The following is a 16,045-nucleotide window of genomic DNA, read 5'->3' on the forward strand; positions in this document are numbered from 1 at the left end:
TTCGCAGGGGAGGAGCCGACTTCACCAGATATTAAAGCTTAGCAAAACAGCGACGTGCGGCATCGATGGTGCGCTGGATGTCTTCCTGAGTATGAGCGAGAGACATAAAGCCAGCCTCAAACGCGGAAGGTGCCAGATAAACGCCTTCTTCCAGCATCAGATGGAAAAACTTCTTAAAGCGCTCAACGTCGCACTTCATCACGTCCTGGTAGCAGGTCACGGTTTTGGCATCAGTGAAGAACAGACCGAACATTCCGCCGACGTGGTTCACCACGAACGGAATATTTTCTTCCTGCGCCGCATCCAGCAAGCCTTCGGCCAGTTGTGTGGTGCGCTCGGTCAGGGTCTGATGCACGCCCGGTTGTGCGACTTGCGTCAGACAGGCGATACCCGCTGCCATGGCAATCGGGTTGCCGGAAAGCGTTCCTGCCTGATAGACAGGGCCGGTCGGTGCCAGTGCTTCCATCACGTCACGACGGCCACCAAATGCGCCCACCGGCATACCGCCGCCGATGATTTTGCCCAGACAGGTCAGGTCAGGCATCACATCGTAATACTCCTGAGCACCGCCCAGCGCGACGCGGAAACCGGTCATCACTTCGTCGATAATCAGCAGCGCGCCAAACTCGTCACAAATCTTGCGCAGGCCAGGCAGGAATTCCGGCAAAGGCGGCACACAGTTCATGTTGCCCGCGACCGGCTCAACGATGATACAGGCGATGTCGTCAGGGAATTGTTCGAACGCGGCACGCACTGAATCCAGATCGTTATAGGTACAGGTCAGGGTGTGTTTCGCGAAATCAGCCGGAACGCCCGGAGAGTTTGGCTGGCCGAGAGTCAGCGCGCCGGAGCCGGCTTTCACCAGCAGGCAGTCGGCATGGCCATGATAGCAGCCTTCGAATTTGACGATTTTATCGCGATGGGTGAAGCCGCGCGCCAGACGAATCGCGCTCATGGTGGCTTCGGTGCCGGAGTTGACCATGCGCACCATGTCCATGCTTGGCACCAGACTGGTGACCAGTTCGGCCATTTTGACTTCCATTTCGGTCGGCGCGCCAAAGCTCAGGCCACGTTCTGCGGCTTCAATCACCGCGCTGCGGATTTCGGCGTTGTTATGACCAAGCACCATCGGGCCCCACGAACCGACATAGTCGATATACGCTTTGCCATCGGCATCAAACAGGAAAGCACCGTCAGCGCGAGCGATGAATAATGGCACGCCGCCAACGCCGGAGAAGGCACGTACCGGCGAGTTAACACCGCCCGGGATTAGCGCTTGCGCCTGCGTGAACAGACTTTCTGACTTACTCATTATTCAACTCCTGAAATTGCTGGGTTCTGGGTAAAGAAATTTTGTTGCGCCCATTCTAGTGAACTGAGCGGCGTTATAAAACCGTAAACCGTGCTGCATTTTGTTGCTGATCCTGTCAGGGAGCCAATTTGTATGATTAAATTCATTCATCTTCCATAACCATTTCTGTATTTTCCTTTCCGTGATGAATGAATCTGAAACTGAGAATGTAGCGGGCGCGCAGGTCCGCGGCCCCCGTAAACGCAGCGAAGCGCTGCGCCTTTTACTTCGCCGTGACAAAACACCGGTCACGATTTTGATCATGGCTGCACTGGTGGGCACGGTTGCCGGTCTGCTGGGCGTTGCTTTTGAAAAAACCGTGAATCTGGTGATGGCGTTGCGTCTTTCGAGCGTTGGGATGTTCAGTGATTACTGGATCCTGCTGTGGCCGCTGACCTTTGTTATCTCGGCGGTCATGGCGATGTTTGGATATTATCTGGTGCGCAAATTCGCGCCGGAAGCGGGCGGTTCGGGGATCCCGGAAATCGAAGGGGCGCTGGAAGAGTTGCGTCCTGTTCGCTGGTGGCGGGTGATCCCGGTGAAATTTTTTGGCGGTCTGGGTACGCTCGGCGCGGGAATGGTGCTGGGCAGGGAAGGGCCGACCGTGCAGATGGGTGCCAATGTCGGGAAAATGATGTTCGATATTTTCCGTCTGCGCAGTGCGGAAGCGCGCCACTCACTGCTGGCGACCGGTGCGGCGGCCGGGCTTTCTGCGGCCTTTAACGCACCGCTGGCAGGTATTTTGTTCATCCTCGAAGAGATGCGCCTGCAATTTCGTTACAGCCTTATATCGATAAAAGCAGTGTTTATCGGTGTAATCATGTCGAGCATCGTTTTCCGGATTTTCAACGGCGACGGCGCAGTGATCGAAGTGGGCAGGCTGGCCAACGCACCGCTGAATACGCTGTGGTTGTATCTGGTATTGGGGATGGTTTTTGGCGTGGTCGGCGTGATGTTTAACGCCCTGATTTTCCGCACGCAGGACATGTTTGCCCGTGTTCATGGCGGTAATCTGCGAAATATCCTGGTGATTGGCGGGATGCTGGGCGGATTTTGTGGCCTGCTCGGGCTGGTTCATCAGGAAGTCACCGGCGGCGGTTTTGCGCTGATCCCGCTGGCAGCGGCAGGAAAATACAGCCTGATGATGTTACTGGTGATCTTTCTTGTTCGCGTGGTGACAACGCTTTTGTGCTTTGCTTCCGGCGCACCGGGCGGGATTTTCGCCCCGATGCTGGCGCTCGGCACGCTGCTGGGCACGGCATTTGGTACCGCCGCGCTAACGTGGTTCCCGCAGTACGGTATCCAGCCCGCGACGTTTGCGATAGCCGGGATGGGGGCGCTGTTTGCCGCCAGTGTCCGTGCGCCGCTCACCGGTATTGTGCTGGTTCTTGAAATGACCGATAACTATCAGCTTATTTTACCGATGATCATTACCTGCCTTGGCGCGACCCTGCTGGCACAGTTTTTAGGCGGTAAACCCTTGTATTCCGCGATCCTGACCCGCACCTTGCAGAGGCAGGAACGTGAAAATGCAGAGAAAGCGCAGGCAGAACCCGACGCCGAAGGCACCAATAAGCAGGACAGCGCAGCAAAAAATGCCCATACTTGAACCATACTTTCAGGTATTAGATAATGAGTACATTATTCAGACAGTCAATCCGGCGGCCTGAACAAATGCGGATTGGGAGTGAGAGATTATGAGCGAAGCATTGATGAATGACACAGCCGCGTTGCCGTTACAGTTTACTGAGGCCGCGGCACGTAAGGTACAGCACCTTATTTCGGATGAAGAAAATCCAAACCTGAAGCTGCGTGTTTATATCACCGGCGGCGGTTGCAGTGGTTTTCAGTACGGCTTTACCTTCGACGATAAAATTAACGACGGCGACATGACCATCGAGAAAGCCGGTGTGGCGCTGGTGGTTGACCCGATGAGCCTGCAATATCTGGTCGGCGGTTCAGTGGATTACACAGAAGGTCTGGAAGGTTCACGTTTCGTTGTGACCAACCCGAATGCTAAGACAACCTGTGGGTGCGGCTCTTCCTTTAGCATCTAATTACCCTTCATCCTTCAAGCTGTCTCTGCGTTGGCTGCTTTCATTCACCCCGGTCACTTACTTGTGTAAGCTCCCGGGGATTGCATTCAATTGCCGCCTTGATACAGCTCGAATGATCCAGGGTAGAGAATTTGTATAAATTAAAAGCCCGTTTGCTGATGCAGACGGGCTTTTTTAATGGTCAGACGCGGGTGTTCAGGTAAGTAAGCATTCACCAAGCGGTTACCATTCAACGGTCACCAGCTTTGAATCCATGCTGATCCCCGGAACGGCGGTGAGCATCATTTCGCTGATATGCGGTTGCATCATTGTCCGGCTGGCGCAGGTGACGGACGTGCCGCTGTGCGCAGCATCAATTTTGCAGCTGGGTAAAATGGTCAGGCTGATATGAATCTCGCCATTTGTCATGCCAGCGACAGCAACCAGCGGGCTCAAGGCGAGCAACGCACTGAGTAATAAAGCTTTCATTAAATTTCTTTCCTGCTGGTGTAATAAAAATTCAGCCCAGGCTGAAAAAGTTATCGGTAAAGTTTTCAAAGCCTTTAATCCGGATTTCTTATGTTCCGGATGGAAATCACGCTTTTCTCTGACGTTTCTTTTTTACGCACACATCAGACTTTTTATATTTCGTCGTATAACAACGTTGTATAACAAAGAGATAATAACAAAGCGGGGAACTGCATTGCAGCGAAGATTTTACGCCGGACATGTTACCAGATGACAGCACTGAATTATTGATTTTGGTTAATAAAGGAACAATTCAGAAAAGTGCGACAGAGAGGGAAGAGAACCCGCGGCACTTTTTGTTAGTAAGCATTTACCTTTCAGGCAGAGCTGCCAGCTGGGGACACAGCTGTTGTGCTGCCAGCAAAATCCGCGGTCCGGCACGGCTGAACCAGTCCGCATCCAGCGCAATGACCTGCGCTTTAAGCAGCGAATGCCAGTAATCCTCAATAACCTGTTTTTGCGATTTTCCGCCAGAAATAACAATAACCTGTGGCCGACGGGTTAAAACCTGTTCCCGGCTGACCTGCGGCCAGGGAACACGGCTGTCGGCAAAAATGTTTTTTGCTCCGCAGACATCCAGCACTTCGCTTTGCATCGTGGCGGCAGAAGCCGTAAACAGGGGCTGCGTGCCGAACTGGATGAACGCCGGAACCGGTGTTTGCCGGTGATACTTCTGCTTAAGTGCCTGCCATTGCTGGCGAAACGTTTTTGCGGCGCTCTGCGCGGTGGCAGGAGAAGGGCTGAAGGAGGCGAGTTGTTCCAGCGCCTGCGCCACCTGATCCGCATTCTGCGGGTCAAGATAAAGCACTTTGATGCCAAGAGACGTCAGCTGATCCAGCGGACGCTGAGGATTTCCGCCGCGCCAGGCGAGCACCAGATCGGGTTTCAGCGTCAGAATGCGTTCGACGTTGATCCCCTGCCAGTTCGCCACCTGTTCCAGCTTGCTGGCCTGCGGCGGATAATCGGAGTAAGCACTAACTCCGACTAACTGACCACCGAGACCCGCCGCGTACGCCAGTTCTGTCAGATTGGGTGCCAGACTGACCACCCGTTGCGCCGGTGCCGCTGTGGCCGTCAGAGGCAGCCACAGGCAGCAGAGCGCCAGACAAAACCCGCGAACAATCACTCTTCTGACGCTGCCAGCGCTTTCAGCATCGCATCGACCATCAGGGTAGATTGCTGTGCTGCAACGACCAGGAACTCTTCAAAGCTCAGGTGCGATTCACCGTCTGCCACGTCAGAAATGGCGCGAACGACCACGAACGGCGTGTCAAACAGATGGCACACGTGACCGATAGCCGCCGCTTCCATTTCCACTGCCGCGACCTGCGGGAAGGTGGCGCGGATACGGGCCAGAGGCGCAGCACCATTAATGAATGCGTCGCCGCTGCACACCAGACCGCGGACGGCGTTTAAATTCAGTTCACGGATGCAGTTTTCTGCCAGCGTAATCAGTTCCGGATCCGCAGTGAAAGCCGCAGGGCAACCGGCCATCTGGCCTGGTTCATAACCAAACGCGGTGACGTCAGCATCGTGATAACGCACTTCATCAGATACCACGATATCGCCCACTTTCAGCGTTTTTGCCAGACCACCCGCGGAACCGGTGTTGATCACCACATCAGGACGGCAATGTTCCAGCAACAGCGTGGTGCCCATCGCCGCAGACACTTTACCGATGCCAGATTTCAGCAGCGCCACGTCTACGCCGTGCAGCTGACCGGTGTAGATTTCGCAGCCCGCGCGTTCGATAGTCTGACGATTGATGATTTTGTCGCGCAGCAGGGTGACTTCCTGCTCCATTGCACCGATGATGCCTACTTTCATATAAATACTCGCAGATGTGGTTGGAATAAGCCGCAGCTTGTGCGGAATTGACGGTTTAATCACGAAAACAATGGCTGATAGTCTATCATGGCTAATGACAAGAGATAATGCGTTTGGGATGCTGTCCTGGTGTCGGTTTGACGCGCGAGTGGCTGAAAAGGTGGGAAATCATGTCCGGGATCGATTTTAAAGCGAAATTCAATTTTCAGCGTCCTTTCAGCGCCCCGATTGAGGCGCGTGATGCGTACGACGTGGTTCGCCAGTTTGAAAGCGATCGCGGGCGTATTATCAACTCCGCCGCCATCCGCCGTTTGCAGCAAAAAACGCAGGTTTTTCCGCTGGAGAAAAACGCCGCCGTCCGCAGTCGTCTGACCCATTCTCTTGAAGTTCAGCAGGTTGGCCGTCATATCGCCAAAGAAGTGCTGCACCGTCTGCGGCGTCAGGGGAAACTCGAGGCATATGGCCTTTACGATGTAACCGATCCATTCGAAAGCGTGGTCGAAATGGCCTGCCTGATGCACGATATTGGCAATCCCCCGTTCGGACATTTTGGTGAGTCGGCGATTAATAACTGGTTTGCCAAAAGGATGGATACCGGCAGTTGTGGCGAAACGCCGCAGGAAACAGATTCCTGTCTGGTGGCCTGTTTACGCCTGACGTCCGGGGACGTTGAACTCAATCAGTTGCGCAGCAAAATCCGCTACGATCTGTCTAATTTTGAAGGCAACGCGCAGGCCATCCGGCTGGTATTTACCCTGCTCAAACTCAATCTGACTTACAGCCAGACTGCCTGCATTTTGAAATATACCCGTCCGGCGTATTCAATGGCTAAACTGCCTTCGCATGATTACCTGATGAAAAAACCGGGTTTTTATCTGGCAGAAGAGTCGTTTATTAAAGAGTTGCGCAGCGAACTGAGTCTGGGTGAGTTCAACCGTTTTCCGCTCACCTACATTATGGAAGCGGCGGATGATATTTCTTACTGTATTGCGGATCTCGAAGATGCGGTCGAAAAAAACATTTTTAGCGTCGATCAGCTCTATCATTATCTGTATCGCGAATGGGGCGAGATTGAGAAAAACGACTTCTTCGATAAAGTGGTTCGTACCGCTTACGAGAAAATGGATAAAGCCAAAACCTTCCGTAATCCGGTCGATTACTTCTTTATGGAATTGCGTGTTCAGACTGTCAAACAACTTGTCCCGCACGCGGCACGCCGCTTCATTGATAATATAGAAGATATTTATCAGGGCACGTTTAATCATGCCCTGCTCGAAGATGACAGTCAGGCTAATCGTTTGTTAGAGATTTATAAAAGCGTGGCTTTCAAACAGGTTTTCAATCATCACGAAGTCGAAGAGCTGGAATTGCAGGGCTACCGGGTGATCAGCGGATTACTGGATATTTACAGCCCGCTGCTGGACATGCCGCTTTCGGATTTTTCGCAGCTGGTTCAGGAAGATACACACAGGAAATATCCTATAGAAACCCGTCTGCTGCATAAGATCTCTGCCAAGCATCGTCTGGCTTACAACAATGCCGTGACGGCGCTGGTAGGATTACCGGTCGCAAACCATGCGGCGCAGGAGTTTTATTACCGGGCGAGAATGATTCAGGATTATATCAGCGGAATGACTGACCTTTATGCGTATGATGAATACAGAAGACTCATGGCGGCTGAGTAATTTGTTTTTAAAAAGACAAGTTGAACTCTCTTTAATTTTCTTTACGGAACTGTCTGAAAAAACGCCATTTGTAAATACTGACAATAATTTTTTACCATTGTCAGATCGACCCTGATGAACTTCACGCTATTAATACCATCTCAGTATCACGACTACCAAGCAAAGCGACTATTTTGGTTGCCACAATAATTTTAAGAGATCCTGAAAAATGAAAAAATCGAGTTTATTCCTCAGCGCATTAGCGTTAAGTATCGGTATGGCAATGGCCCCGGTTTCTTCTGCACTGGCTGCTGAAACAGCGTCTTCGTCCGCCAGCTCTACACAGCTGCCAAGTCTGGCGCCAATGCTGGAAAAAGTGATGCCATCCGTGGTGAGCGTGAACGTGGAAGGCAGTGCATCGGTAAAAACACCGCGCATGGGCCAGCAGTTCCAGCAGTTCTTTGGTCAGAACTCGCCGCTGTGCCAGGACGGTTCTCCGTTCCAGGGTTCACCGGTTTGTCAGGGCGGCGGTCAGGGACCAGATGGTCAGCCAGCACCTGAGCAGAAAGAAGATTTCCGCGCGCTGGGTTCCGGCGTCATCATTGATGCCGATAAAGGTTATGTGGTTACCAACAATCATGTAGTTGATAACGCGACAAAAATCAGCGTTCAGCTGAACGATGGCCGTAAATTCGACGCGAAAGTGATCGGTAAAGATCCGCGTTCAGACATCGCTGTTATCCAGTTGCAAAACGCGAAAAATCTGACAGCCATTAAAATGGCCGATTCCGAGCAACTGCGCGTCGGTGATTACACCGTGGCTATCGGTAACCCGTATGGTTTGGGCGAAACCGTGACTTCCGGTATCGTTTCTGCACTGGGACGTTCCGGCCTGAATATCGAAAACTACGAAAACTTCATCCAGACGGATGCGGCGATCAACCGCGGTAACTCCGGCGGTGCGCTGGTGAACCTGAACGGTGAACTGATTGGTCTGAATACGGCGATCTTGGCTCCGGACGGTGGCAACATCGGTATCGGTTTTGCGATCCCAAGTAACATGGTGAAAAACCTGTCCAAACAGATGATTGAGTTCGGTCAGGTGAAACGTGGCGAACTGGGCATCATGGGTACCGAGTTGAACTCTGAACTGGCGAAAGCCATGAAAGTCGACGCACAGCGCGGCGCATTCATCAGCCAGGTCATGCCGAAATCTGCGGCAGAGAAAGCGGGCATCAAAGCCGGTGACGTGATCCTGAGCATGAACGGCAAGCCAATCAGCAGCTTCGCTTCGTTCCGTGCTGACATCGGCACCATGCCAATTGGCACCAAAGTCACGCTGGGTCTGCTGCGCGAAGGCAAACCGGTGAACGTGGATGTCACCATTGAGCAAAGTACCCAGACGCCTAAAATCGAATCCGGCAACATTTATAAAGGTATCGAAGGCGCTGAACTGAGCAACGGTTCTGCGGGCGATCAGAAAGGCGTGAAAGTCGATGAAGTGAAAGCCGGTTCTACCGCAGCACGTATCGGCCTGAAAAAAGGCGACGTGATCCTTGGCGTGAACCAGCAGAAAGTCACCAATCTGGGTGAACTGCGTAAAATTCTCGACACCAAACCAAACGTTCTGGCGCTGGACATTCAGCGTGGTGACACCTCGATTTACCTGCTGGCGCAGTAATTCGTCAGCACGGTTCTTAAGTAAGGCACGCTCCGGCGTGCCTTTTTTTATGCCCGTATTTTATGCCAATGCTTTATGCCAGTTGGGCATTTGCTTAAAAATGTGACTTTCTCCGCAACTTCAACAGGTGCTTCTGCTCTTTGGGCATTTGCATAATGTATGGCAGCAACGCGCTGGGTATGCTCTCTGGACAAAAAACAATAAGCCAAGGCAGGGGATCCATGTCGGCGTATCATCTCGATGCAAAGCTGGCGCAACAGATTGTTGCCCGCACCATGCAAATTATTGATAGTAATGTGAATGTCATGGATGGCCGCGGAAGAATAATCGGCAGTGGCGACGATCAGCGTCTTGGTGAATTGCACGAAGGCGCATTGCTGGCAATTTCACAGGAACGTATTGTCGATATTGATGAAGGCGTCGCCAGGCATTTGCACGGTGTGCGTCCGGGGATCAACCTGCCGCTGCGTATTGACGGGCAGATCGTCGGCGTGATCGGCCTGACCGGTAATCCTTCCCAGCTACGGCAATATGGCGAACTGGTGTGTATGACCGCCGAAATGATGCTCGAGCAGGCGCGTTTACTGCACATGCTGGCGCAGGACAGCCGTCTGCGTGAAGAACTGGTGCTCAATCTTATCCGCGTGGACGAACTTTCTCCGGCGCTGATGGAATGGGCGCAGCGTCTGGGCATTGACCTGAACCGTCCGCGTGTGGCGGCTGTGGTCGAAGTTGACAGCGGACAGCTCGGCGTCGATTCCGCCATGGCCGAGCTGCAACAGCTGCAAACGTTGCTCACCACGCCGGAGCGCGACAATCTGATCGCTATTGTCTCCCTCACCGAAATGGTGGTGCTTAAACCGGCGCTGAACAGCTACGATCGCTGGGATGCGGACGGACACCGACAGCGTATCGATCACCTGCTTTCCCGCATGACGGAAACTGGCCGCCTGCGTGTACGCATATCGCTGGGCAACTTTTTCACCGGCCCCGGCAGCATTGCCCGTTCCTACCGGACCGCGCGCACCACCATGACCGTCGGCAAGCAGCGGATGCCCGAACAGCGTTGTTACTTCTATCAGGATTTGATCCTGCCCGTACTGCTCGACAGTCTGCGCGGTGGCTGGCAGGCCGACGAGTTGGTTCGTCCGCTGGCACGGCTGAAAGCAACTGACGGCAACGGATTACTGCGCCGCACGCTGACATCCTGGTTCCATAATAATGTGCAGCCGACCGCCACCTCCAAAGCGTTATATATCCATCGCAATACGCTGGAATATCGGCTTAACCGTATCTCGGAATTAACCGGTCTGGATCTGGGTAATTTCGACGATCGTTTATTGCTGTACGTCGCGTTGCAATTAGATAACGATCAGTTGTGACAGCCATCACAGCTGTTTCATTTTTTGTGAAACAACTCGCACCGCGCTGGGCATTTGCCTCAGGATAAATGCAAAGCGCGGTTCAAGCCTGTTGTATTGCCCAATGAGTAAAAGGAATGTTGTTCATATACTGGCTGCGTTCCTTCCTCTCTGAACCCTACAGTTCTGTGACTGGAATGACTTTTATCTCTGTTTAGAGGCGTTGTCATTAATTCCGGAGAACACCATGGAAACTACCGTTTCAGCAGCCAGTGCCGTCAAAAAAAGAACTAACGCGCGCTACTGGATAGTGGTGATGTTATTTATTGTCACCTCATTTAATTATGGCGACCGTGCCACGTTATCCATTGCCGGTTCGGCGATGGCCAAAGATATCGGGCTGGATTCTGTCGGGATGGGCTATATTTTCTCGGCATTTTCATGGGCCTATGTTATCGGACAAATACCCGGCGGCTGGTTGCTGGATAAATTCGGCTCCAAAAAAGTTTATTTCTACAGTATTTTTATCTGGTCTCTGTTTACCCTGCTGCAGGGCTTCGTCGATATATTCAGCGGCTTTGGCATTGTGGTTTCTCTCTTCGCATTACGCTTCCTGGTCGGGCTGGCAGAAGCACCTTCTTTCCCCGGCAACAGCCGGATCGTCGCCGCCTGGTTCCCGGCTCAGGAACGCGGGACCGCCGTCTCCATTTTTAACTCTGCGCAGTATTTTGCGACCGTGATTTTCGCCCCGATCATGGGCTGGCTGACCCACGAAGTGGGCTGGTCACACGTCTTCTTCTTCATGGGCGGACTCGGGATCATCCTGAGTTTCATCTGGCTAAAAGTGATCCACGATCCGAAAGATCATCCGGGAGTGAATCAGGCCGAGCTTGATTACATGGAAGCCGGTGGCGCGCTGATCAATATGGATCAGAAGACCACCAGTAAAGCGGCTGTTAAAGGTGAAAAAGCCTTCCAGCTTAAGCAATTACTGAAATCCCGCATGATGATTGGCATCTACATCGGCCAGTATTGCATCAACGCGCTGACCTACTTCTTCATCACCTGGTTCCCGGTATATCTGGTACAGGCGCGCGGCATGTCGATCCTCAAAGCGGGCATGGTGGCCTCGGTGCCTGCGATTTGCGGATTCCTCGGCGGCGTACTGGGCGGGATCATTTCTGACTGGCTGATGCGCAGAACCAACAACCTTACGCTGTCCCGCAAAGCGCCGATCGTGGTCGGCATGCTGCTGTCGATGTCGATGATTTTCTGCAACTACGTCGATACCGAATGGATGGTAGTCGGCATTATGGCCTTCGCCTTCTTCGGCAAAGGGCTGGGCGCATTGGGCTGGGCTGTGATGGCCGACACCGCACCGAAAGAGATCAGCGGGCTGAGCGGCGGCTTGTTCAATATGTTCGGTAACGTCTCCGGCATCATCACCCCGATTGCCATCGGCTACATTATCGGCAGCACAGGGTCATTCAACGGTGCGCTGATTTATGTCGGGATCCACGCGTTGCTGGCGGTTGTCAGCTATGTGTTTATCGTCGGAAAAATCGAACGTATTCAGTTACGTGCCTTCTGAGTCAAAGGAAACCATGATGAATACACAATCCTCACCGGTTATCACTGACATGCAGGTTATTCCGGTGGCAGGCCACGACAGTATGCTGATGAATATTGGCGGCGCGCACGGCGCTTACTTCACCCGCAACATCGTGATCCTCAAAGACAGCGCCGGGAATACCGGCGTGGGTGAAGCGCCGGGCGGAGAAGTCATTTACAACACGCTGGTGGAAGCCATTCCTCAGGTGCAAGGCCAGGAAGTGGCGCGCATTAACCGGCTGGTGCATCAGATCCATGTCGGCAATCAGTCGTCGGATTTTGATTCCTTTGGCAAAGGCGCATGGACCTTTGAACTGCGGGTTAACGCGGTCGCCGCGCTGGAAGCCGCGTTGCTGGATCTGATGGGTAAATTCCTCGGCGTGCCGGTCTGTGAACTGCTCGGGCCGGGCAAACAGCGTGATGAAGTGACGGTGCTCGGTTACCTGTTCTACATCGGTGACCGGAACAAAACCGATCTGGCGTATCAGGAAGGCGCGCGAGGCGTTCACGACTGGTATCACCTGCGCCATCAGGAAGCGATGAACAGCGAGGCCGTGGTACGACTGGCGGAAGCCGCGCAGGACCGCTACGGTTTTAAAGATTTCAAACTCAAAGGTGGCGTGCTGCCGGGGGAGCAGGAGATCGACGCGGTGAAAGCGCTGGCAAAACGTTTCCCGGATGCACGAATTACCGTCGATCCGAACGGCGCGTGGCTGCTGGATGAAGCGATCGATCTGTGCAAAGACCTGCACGGGCTCCTCAGTTATGCTGAAGATCCGTGCGGCGCAGAGCAGGGTTTTTCAGGCCGTGAAGTGATGGCTGAATTCCGCCGTGCGACAGGCCTGCCCGTTGCGACCAACATGATCGCCACCAACTGGCGCGAGATGCAGCACGCGGTGATGTTGCAGTCGGTGGATATTCCGCTGGCGGATCCGCATTTCTGGACTATGCACGGCGCGGTGCGCGTGGCGCAACTTTGTGACGAATGGGGCCTGACGTGGGGCTGCCATTCGAATAATCATTTCGATATTTCGCTGGCGATGTTTACCCATGTTGGCGCGGCCGTACCGGGCAAACCGACGGCCATTGATACGCACTGGATCTGGCAGGAAGGCAATCAGCGCCTGACCAAAGAGCCGCTGCAAATTGTGAACGGAAAAATCAAAGTACCTGAAAAGCCGGGACTGGGTGTGGAGATCGACATGGATCAGATCCGTCGCGCGCATGAACTGCATAAAAAACTGCCGTCCGGGGCGCGCAATGATGCCATTGCGATGCAGTACCTGATCCCCGGCTGGACATTCGATCGTAAGCGCCCGGCAATGGGCCGCTGATTACGGAATCTGAATCAATAAGGAGTGAGTATGAGTGCTTCATCTACACCAAAAATTGTTTCCATGCAGGTGATCCCGGTTGCCGGACACGACAGCATGTTGCTCAATCTCAGCGGTGCGCACGCGCCGTTTTTCACCCGTAATATTCTGATCCTCAAAGACAGCAGCGGCAATACCGGCGTCGGCGAAGTACCGGGTGGCGAGAAGATCCGCCAGACGCTGGATGATTCCTCACTGCTGGTGATTGGCAAAACGCTGGGCGAATACAAGAACGTGATGACCGCTGTGCGGGAGAAATTCGCCGATCGCGATGCTTCAGGTCGCGGATTACAGACGTTTGATTTGCGTACTACTATCCACGTAGTGACTGCTATTGAAGCCGCTATGCTGGACTTGCTCGGCAAGCACCTTGGCGTGACCGTCGCATCCTTGCTGGGCGACGGACAGCAGCGCGATGAAGTCGAAATGCTCGGTTATCTGTTCTACGTTGGCGACCGCAATAAGACGTCGCTGGGCTATCAGAGCCAGCCGGGTGACAGTTGCGACTGGTACCGGTTGCGCCACGAAGAAGCGCTGACACCGGCGGCTGTGGTACGTCTGGCCGAAGCCGCGTATGAGAAATACGGCTTTAATGATTTCAAACTCAAAGGCGGTGTGCTGGCGGGCAGCGAAGAAGCTGAAGCCGTGACGGCGCTGGCGCAGCGATTCCCGCAGGCGCGCATTACGCTTGATCCCAACGGGGCCTGGTCGCTGAATGAAGCCATTGCGCTGGGTAAACAACTGCGCGGCGTGCTGGCCTATGCGGAAGATCCGTGCGGGGCAGAGCAGGGATTCTCCGGGCGAGAAGTGATGGCGGAGTTCCGACAGGCGACCGGTTTGCCGACAGCCACCAATATGATCGCCACGGACTGGCGTCAGATGGGACATACCATTCAGCTGAAATCGGTGGATATTCCGCTGGCGGATCCGCATTTCTGGACCATGCAAGGTTCCGTGCGTGTGGCGCAGATGTGCCACGAATGGGGCCTGACCTGGGGCTCGCACTCCAATAACCACTTTGATATCTCGCTGGCAATGTTCACGCAGGTTGCGGCTGCGGCACCGGGTAAAATCACGGCTATCGACACGCACTGGATCTGGCAGGAAGGCAATCAGCGCCTGACCAAAGAACCGTTGCAGATCAAAGGCGGTAAAGTACGCGTGCCGGAACAGCCGGGGCTGGGCGTTGAGCTGGATATGGATCAGGTGATGAAAGCGCACGAGCTTTACAAAGGTATGGGTCTCGGCGCGCGCGACGATGCGCAGGGCATGCAGTTCCTGGTGCCGGACTGGAAGTTTGATCCAAAAAGGCCGTGTCTGGTGCGTTAAGCGGCTGGAAACCGTTTGCTTTAATTCGGGTGGAGAATATCTCCAGATATTCTCCACTATTATCAGGGATCATATAACCTCACAACCGAGAGACGACTTCCCCTTATTATTTCATTTTTTCTCAAGCCCCAAACCTGGATTACATTTCATATGATCCCATCCCTGATAATTTTTTACCTCGGGTAATTTTTTCGGGAAATCTTGCCAGTTTGAAAGATATTGATAAATTAAATTAGGCATATCCTTTTCTTTGAAAAAATCCAAGCCCCAACTAGGTCCGGCGGAAAGCGGGTTAAGATGTTTTGTTTCCCCGTCTATAATATAATCAATTCCCGCCCCTCCTTTTCTGACGCGCAAATCATCAAACGGCGCTGAACTCACGTATAAACGCCCGTCTTTTACCAGCATATATCCACGATTATTAACGACAGTGAATGAAATCACATCTTTTCGGTTTGGTCTGCCATCACTTATTGGTGCAACCTGCCATGTTTGCCCATAGTCTTTTGATACTGTAAAACCTCCCACCTCCCAAGATGGGATCGCGATATATTTATCAGATGGGTGAATAAATTTACTACCAAAAGCCTGATAAAATTGGCTATAAAGTTCTGATTTTATTCCGCGTTTTGTATCGACATAATTTAAAGCCCCCTGACAATAATAACCCACTAATTCCAGATAGCGATGATCGTCAAAACGGTAAATAATCTGCGCAGGGGGGGCGCTGGCGCTGACGCTGGCAATCATCAATAAAGCCGCCAGACTGGTGGCAATGCGTGAAATCATTTTCATGTTCTTTTTAATTCCTTTTCGGTCAGCGTGGGCGGCATCGGCCACTGGTAAACAGGGATTTCCTGGTTATGGATTGCAGGATAGCGGGCCGCATGAATACGGGTGCGGGGGCCGTAATCATTAACTACCTCAAATATACCTTTTGGTAAATACTCGTCTGGATTGTTCATAAACTTTTTAATTAAATCTTTGTTTAACTTTCCGCTGAGGTAATATTCTGCGGTGTCATCATTGGGGTTATATTCCCGCCGCCAGTCCGCACGGTGTAATAAATCCCGCCAGAAACGGCCATCCTCAATAACGTGAGATTTACACTGACCGATAGCCAGATCGTAAGCCATCGCCATGGCTGGCGCTTTATAACTCATGACAATCGATGAGTGCTGACTTAATACCGTGGATTGTGCCTTGTCGATTTCTTTTTTGATTTCTTCCGGTGTTTTTGTCCGATGGTATGAAAAATATTTTTCCCCGTTAACATCAATGATC

Annotated in this window: 15 protein-coding genes; 8 read left to right on the plus strand and 7 right to left on the minus strand. The window is 52.8% G+C overall.

The genetic code is table 11. The features are described 5' to 3' along the window. Positions 1-31: 31 nt before the first annotated feature. Complete coding sequence (gene hemL, locus UC15_RS07295) at positions 32-1,312, minus strand: glutamate-1-semialdehyde 2,1-aminomutase (protein WP_112287818.1); 1,281 nt, start codon at positions 1,310-1,312, stop codon at positions 32-34. Next, positions 1,312-1,458, minus strand: coding sequence for a hypothetical protein (locus UC15_RS25625; protein ID WP_157960968.1), 147 nt, complete (start codon positions 1,456-1,458; stop codon positions 1,312-1,314). Before UC15_RS25625 ends, hemL begins: the two co-directional genes overlap by 1 nt. 38 nt (positions 1,459-1,496) lie before the next feature. Here UC15_RS25625 and clcA point away from each other — a divergent pair, with 38 nt between their 5' ends. Continuing rightward, entirely contained in the window at positions 1,497-2,960 is a 1,464-nt protein-coding gene (gene clcA, locus UC15_RS07300; protein WP_112287819.1) for a H(+)/Cl(-) exchange transporter ClcA, read from the plus strand. 103 nt (positions 2,961-3,063) lie between these two features. Further along, complete coding sequence (gene erpA / locus UC15_RS07305; RefSeq protein ID WP_112287829.1) at positions 3,064-3,408, plus strand: iron-sulfur cluster insertion protein ErpA; 345 nt, start codon at positions 3,064-3,066, stop codon at positions 3,406-3,408. 222 nt (positions 3,409-3,630) lie between these two features. Here the strand turns inward: erpA and UC15_RS07310 are convergent, their stop codons facing one another. The 3 genes from UC15_RS07310 to mtnN form a co-directional block, all read right to left on the minus strand. Beyond that, positions 3,631-3,876 (minus strand): hypothetical protein, encoded by a 246-nt coding sequence (locus UC15_RS07310; protein ID WP_112287820.1) that lies wholly within the window; start codon positions 3,874-3,876, stop codon positions 3,631-3,633. 349 nt (positions 3,877-4,225) lie between these two features. Then, positions 4,226-5,038, minus strand: a complete 813-nt coding sequence (btuF, locus tag UC15_RS07315; protein ID WP_112287830.1) for a vitamin B12 ABC transporter substrate-binding protein BtuF — start codon at positions 5,036-5,038, stop codon at positions 4,226-4,228. Continuing rightward, a complete protein-coding gene (mtnN, locus tag UC15_RS07320; RefSeq protein WP_112287831.1) occupies positions 5,038-5,742 on the minus strand; it encodes a 5'-methylthioadenosine/S-adenosylhomocysteine nucleosidase in 705 nt (234 codons plus the stop codon). The genes btuF and mtnN overlap by 1 nt, the downstream gene beginning before the upstream one ends. A 170-nt stretch (positions 5,743-5,912) precedes the next feature. Here mtnN and dgt point away from each other — a divergent pair, with 170 nt between their 5' ends. The 6 genes from dgt to gudD all read left to right on the plus strand — a co-directional run bounded on the left by dgt (position 5,913) and on the right by gudD (position 14,761). Further along, positions 5,913-7,427 (plus strand): dGTPase, encoded by a 1,515-nt coding sequence (dgt, locus tag UC15_RS07325; protein WP_112287821.1) that lies wholly within the window; start codon positions 5,913-5,915, stop codon positions 7,425-7,427. Positions 7,428-7,635: 208 nt separating this feature from the next. Further along, positions 7,636-9,087 (plus strand): serine endoprotease DegP, encoded by a 1,452-nt coding sequence (gene degP / locus UC15_RS07330; RefSeq protein ID WP_112287822.1) that lies wholly within the window; start codon positions 7,636-7,638, stop codon positions 9,085-9,087. A 221-nt stretch (positions 9,088-9,308) separates the two neighbouring features. Next, positions 9,309-10,469, plus strand: a complete 1,161-nt coding sequence (locus UC15_RS07335; RefSeq protein WP_112287823.1) for a CdaR family transcriptional regulator — start codon at positions 9,309-9,311, stop codon at positions 10,467-10,469. Positions 10,470-10,695: 226 nt separating this feature from the next. Then, positions 10,696-12,039, plus strand: a complete 1,344-nt coding sequence (locus tag UC15_RS07340; protein ID WP_112287824.1) for an MFS transporter — start codon at positions 10,696-10,698, stop codon at positions 12,037-12,039. A 13-nt stretch (positions 12,040-12,052) separates the two neighbouring features. Next, a complete protein-coding gene (locus UC15_RS07345; protein WP_198659678.1) occupies positions 12,053-13,393 on the plus strand; it encodes an enolase C-terminal domain-like protein in 1,341 nt (446 codons plus the stop codon). A 30-nt stretch (positions 13,394-13,423) separates the two neighbouring features. Then, on the plus strand, positions 13,424-14,761 hold the full coding sequence (gene gudD / locus UC15_RS07350; RefSeq protein WP_112287826.1) for a glucarate dehydratase: 1,338 nt from the start codon (positions 13,424-13,426) through the stop codon (positions 14,759-14,761). Between the two features lie 111 nt (positions 14,762-14,872). Here the strand turns inward: gudD and UC15_RS07355 are convergent, their stop codons facing one another. Both UC15_RS07355 and UC15_RS07360 read right to left on the minus strand, forming a co-directional pair. After that, positions 14,873-15,556, minus strand: coding sequence for a hypothetical protein (locus UC15_RS07355; RefSeq protein WP_198659679.1), 684 nt, complete (start codon positions 15,554-15,556; stop codon positions 14,873-14,875). After that, positions 15,553-16,045, minus strand: a 493-nt coding sequence (locus UC15_RS07360) for a DUF3274 domain-containing protein (protein WP_157960969.1), incomplete at its 5' end; no start/stop codon positions are given. The genes UC15_RS07355 and UC15_RS07360, both read right to left, overlap by 4 nt.

This window comes from Rahnella sp. AN3-3W3 (assembly GCF_003263545.1).
In the GTDB taxonomy this organism is placed as follows: Bacteria; Pseudomonadota; Gammaproteobacteria; order Enterobacterales; family Enterobacteriaceae; genus Rahnella; species Rahnella variigena.

What these genes read in the sequence shown, in the direction of transcription:
- UC15_RS07335 (WP_112287823.1), top strand. Translation starts at nt 9,309, where the DNA reads ATGTCGGCGTATCATCTCGATGCAAAGCTGGCGCAACAGATTGTTGCC.
- erpA (WP_112287829.1), top strand. Translation starts at nt 3,064, where the DNA reads ATGAATGACACAGCCGCGTTGCCGTTACAGTTTACTGAGGCCGCGGCA.
- clcA (WP_112287819.1), top strand. Translation starts at nt 1,497, where the DNA reads ATGAATGAATCTGAAACTGAGAATGTAGCGGGCGCGCAGGTCCGCGGC.
- hemL (WP_112287818.1), bottom strand. Translation starts at nt 1,312, where the DNA reads ATGAGTAAGTCAGAAAGTCTGTTCACGCAGGCGCAAGCGCTAATCCCG.
- mtnN (WP_112287831.1), bottom strand. Translation starts at nt 5,742, where the DNA reads ATGAAAGTAGGCATCATCGGTGCAATGGAGCAGGAAGTCACCCTGCTG.
- dgt (WP_112287821.1), top strand. Translation starts at nt 5,913, where the DNA reads ATGTCCGGGATCGATTTTAAAGCGAAATTCAATTTTCAGCGTCCTTTC.
- UC15_RS07340 (WP_112287824.1), top strand. Translation starts at nt 10,696, where the DNA reads ATGGAAACTACCGTTTCAGCAGCCAGTGCCGTCAAAAAAAGAACTAAC.
- UC15_RS25625 (WP_157960968.1), bottom strand. Translation starts at nt 1,458, where the DNA reads ATGAATTTAATCATACAAATTGGCTCCCTGACAGGATCAGCAACAAAA.
- UC15_RS07310 (WP_112287820.1), bottom strand. Translation starts at nt 3,876, where the DNA reads ATGAAAGCTTTATTACTCAGTGCGTTGCTCGCCTTGAGCCCGCTGGTT.
- degP (WP_112287822.1), top strand. Translation starts at nt 7,636, where the DNA reads ATGAAAAAATCGAGTTTATTCCTCAGCGCATTAGCGTTAAGTATCGGT.
- UC15_RS07355 (WP_198659679.1), bottom strand. Translation starts at nt 15,556, where the DNA reads ATGAAAATGATTTCACGCATTGCCACCAGTCTGGCGGCTTTATTGATG.
- gudD (WP_112287826.1), top strand. Translation starts at nt 13,424, where the DNA reads ATGAGTGCTTCATCTACACCAAAAATTGTTTCCATGCAGGTGATCCCG.
- UC15_RS07345 (WP_198659678.1), top strand. Translation starts at nt 12,053, where the DNA reads ATGATGAATACACAATCCTCACCGGTTATCACTGACATGCAGGTTATT.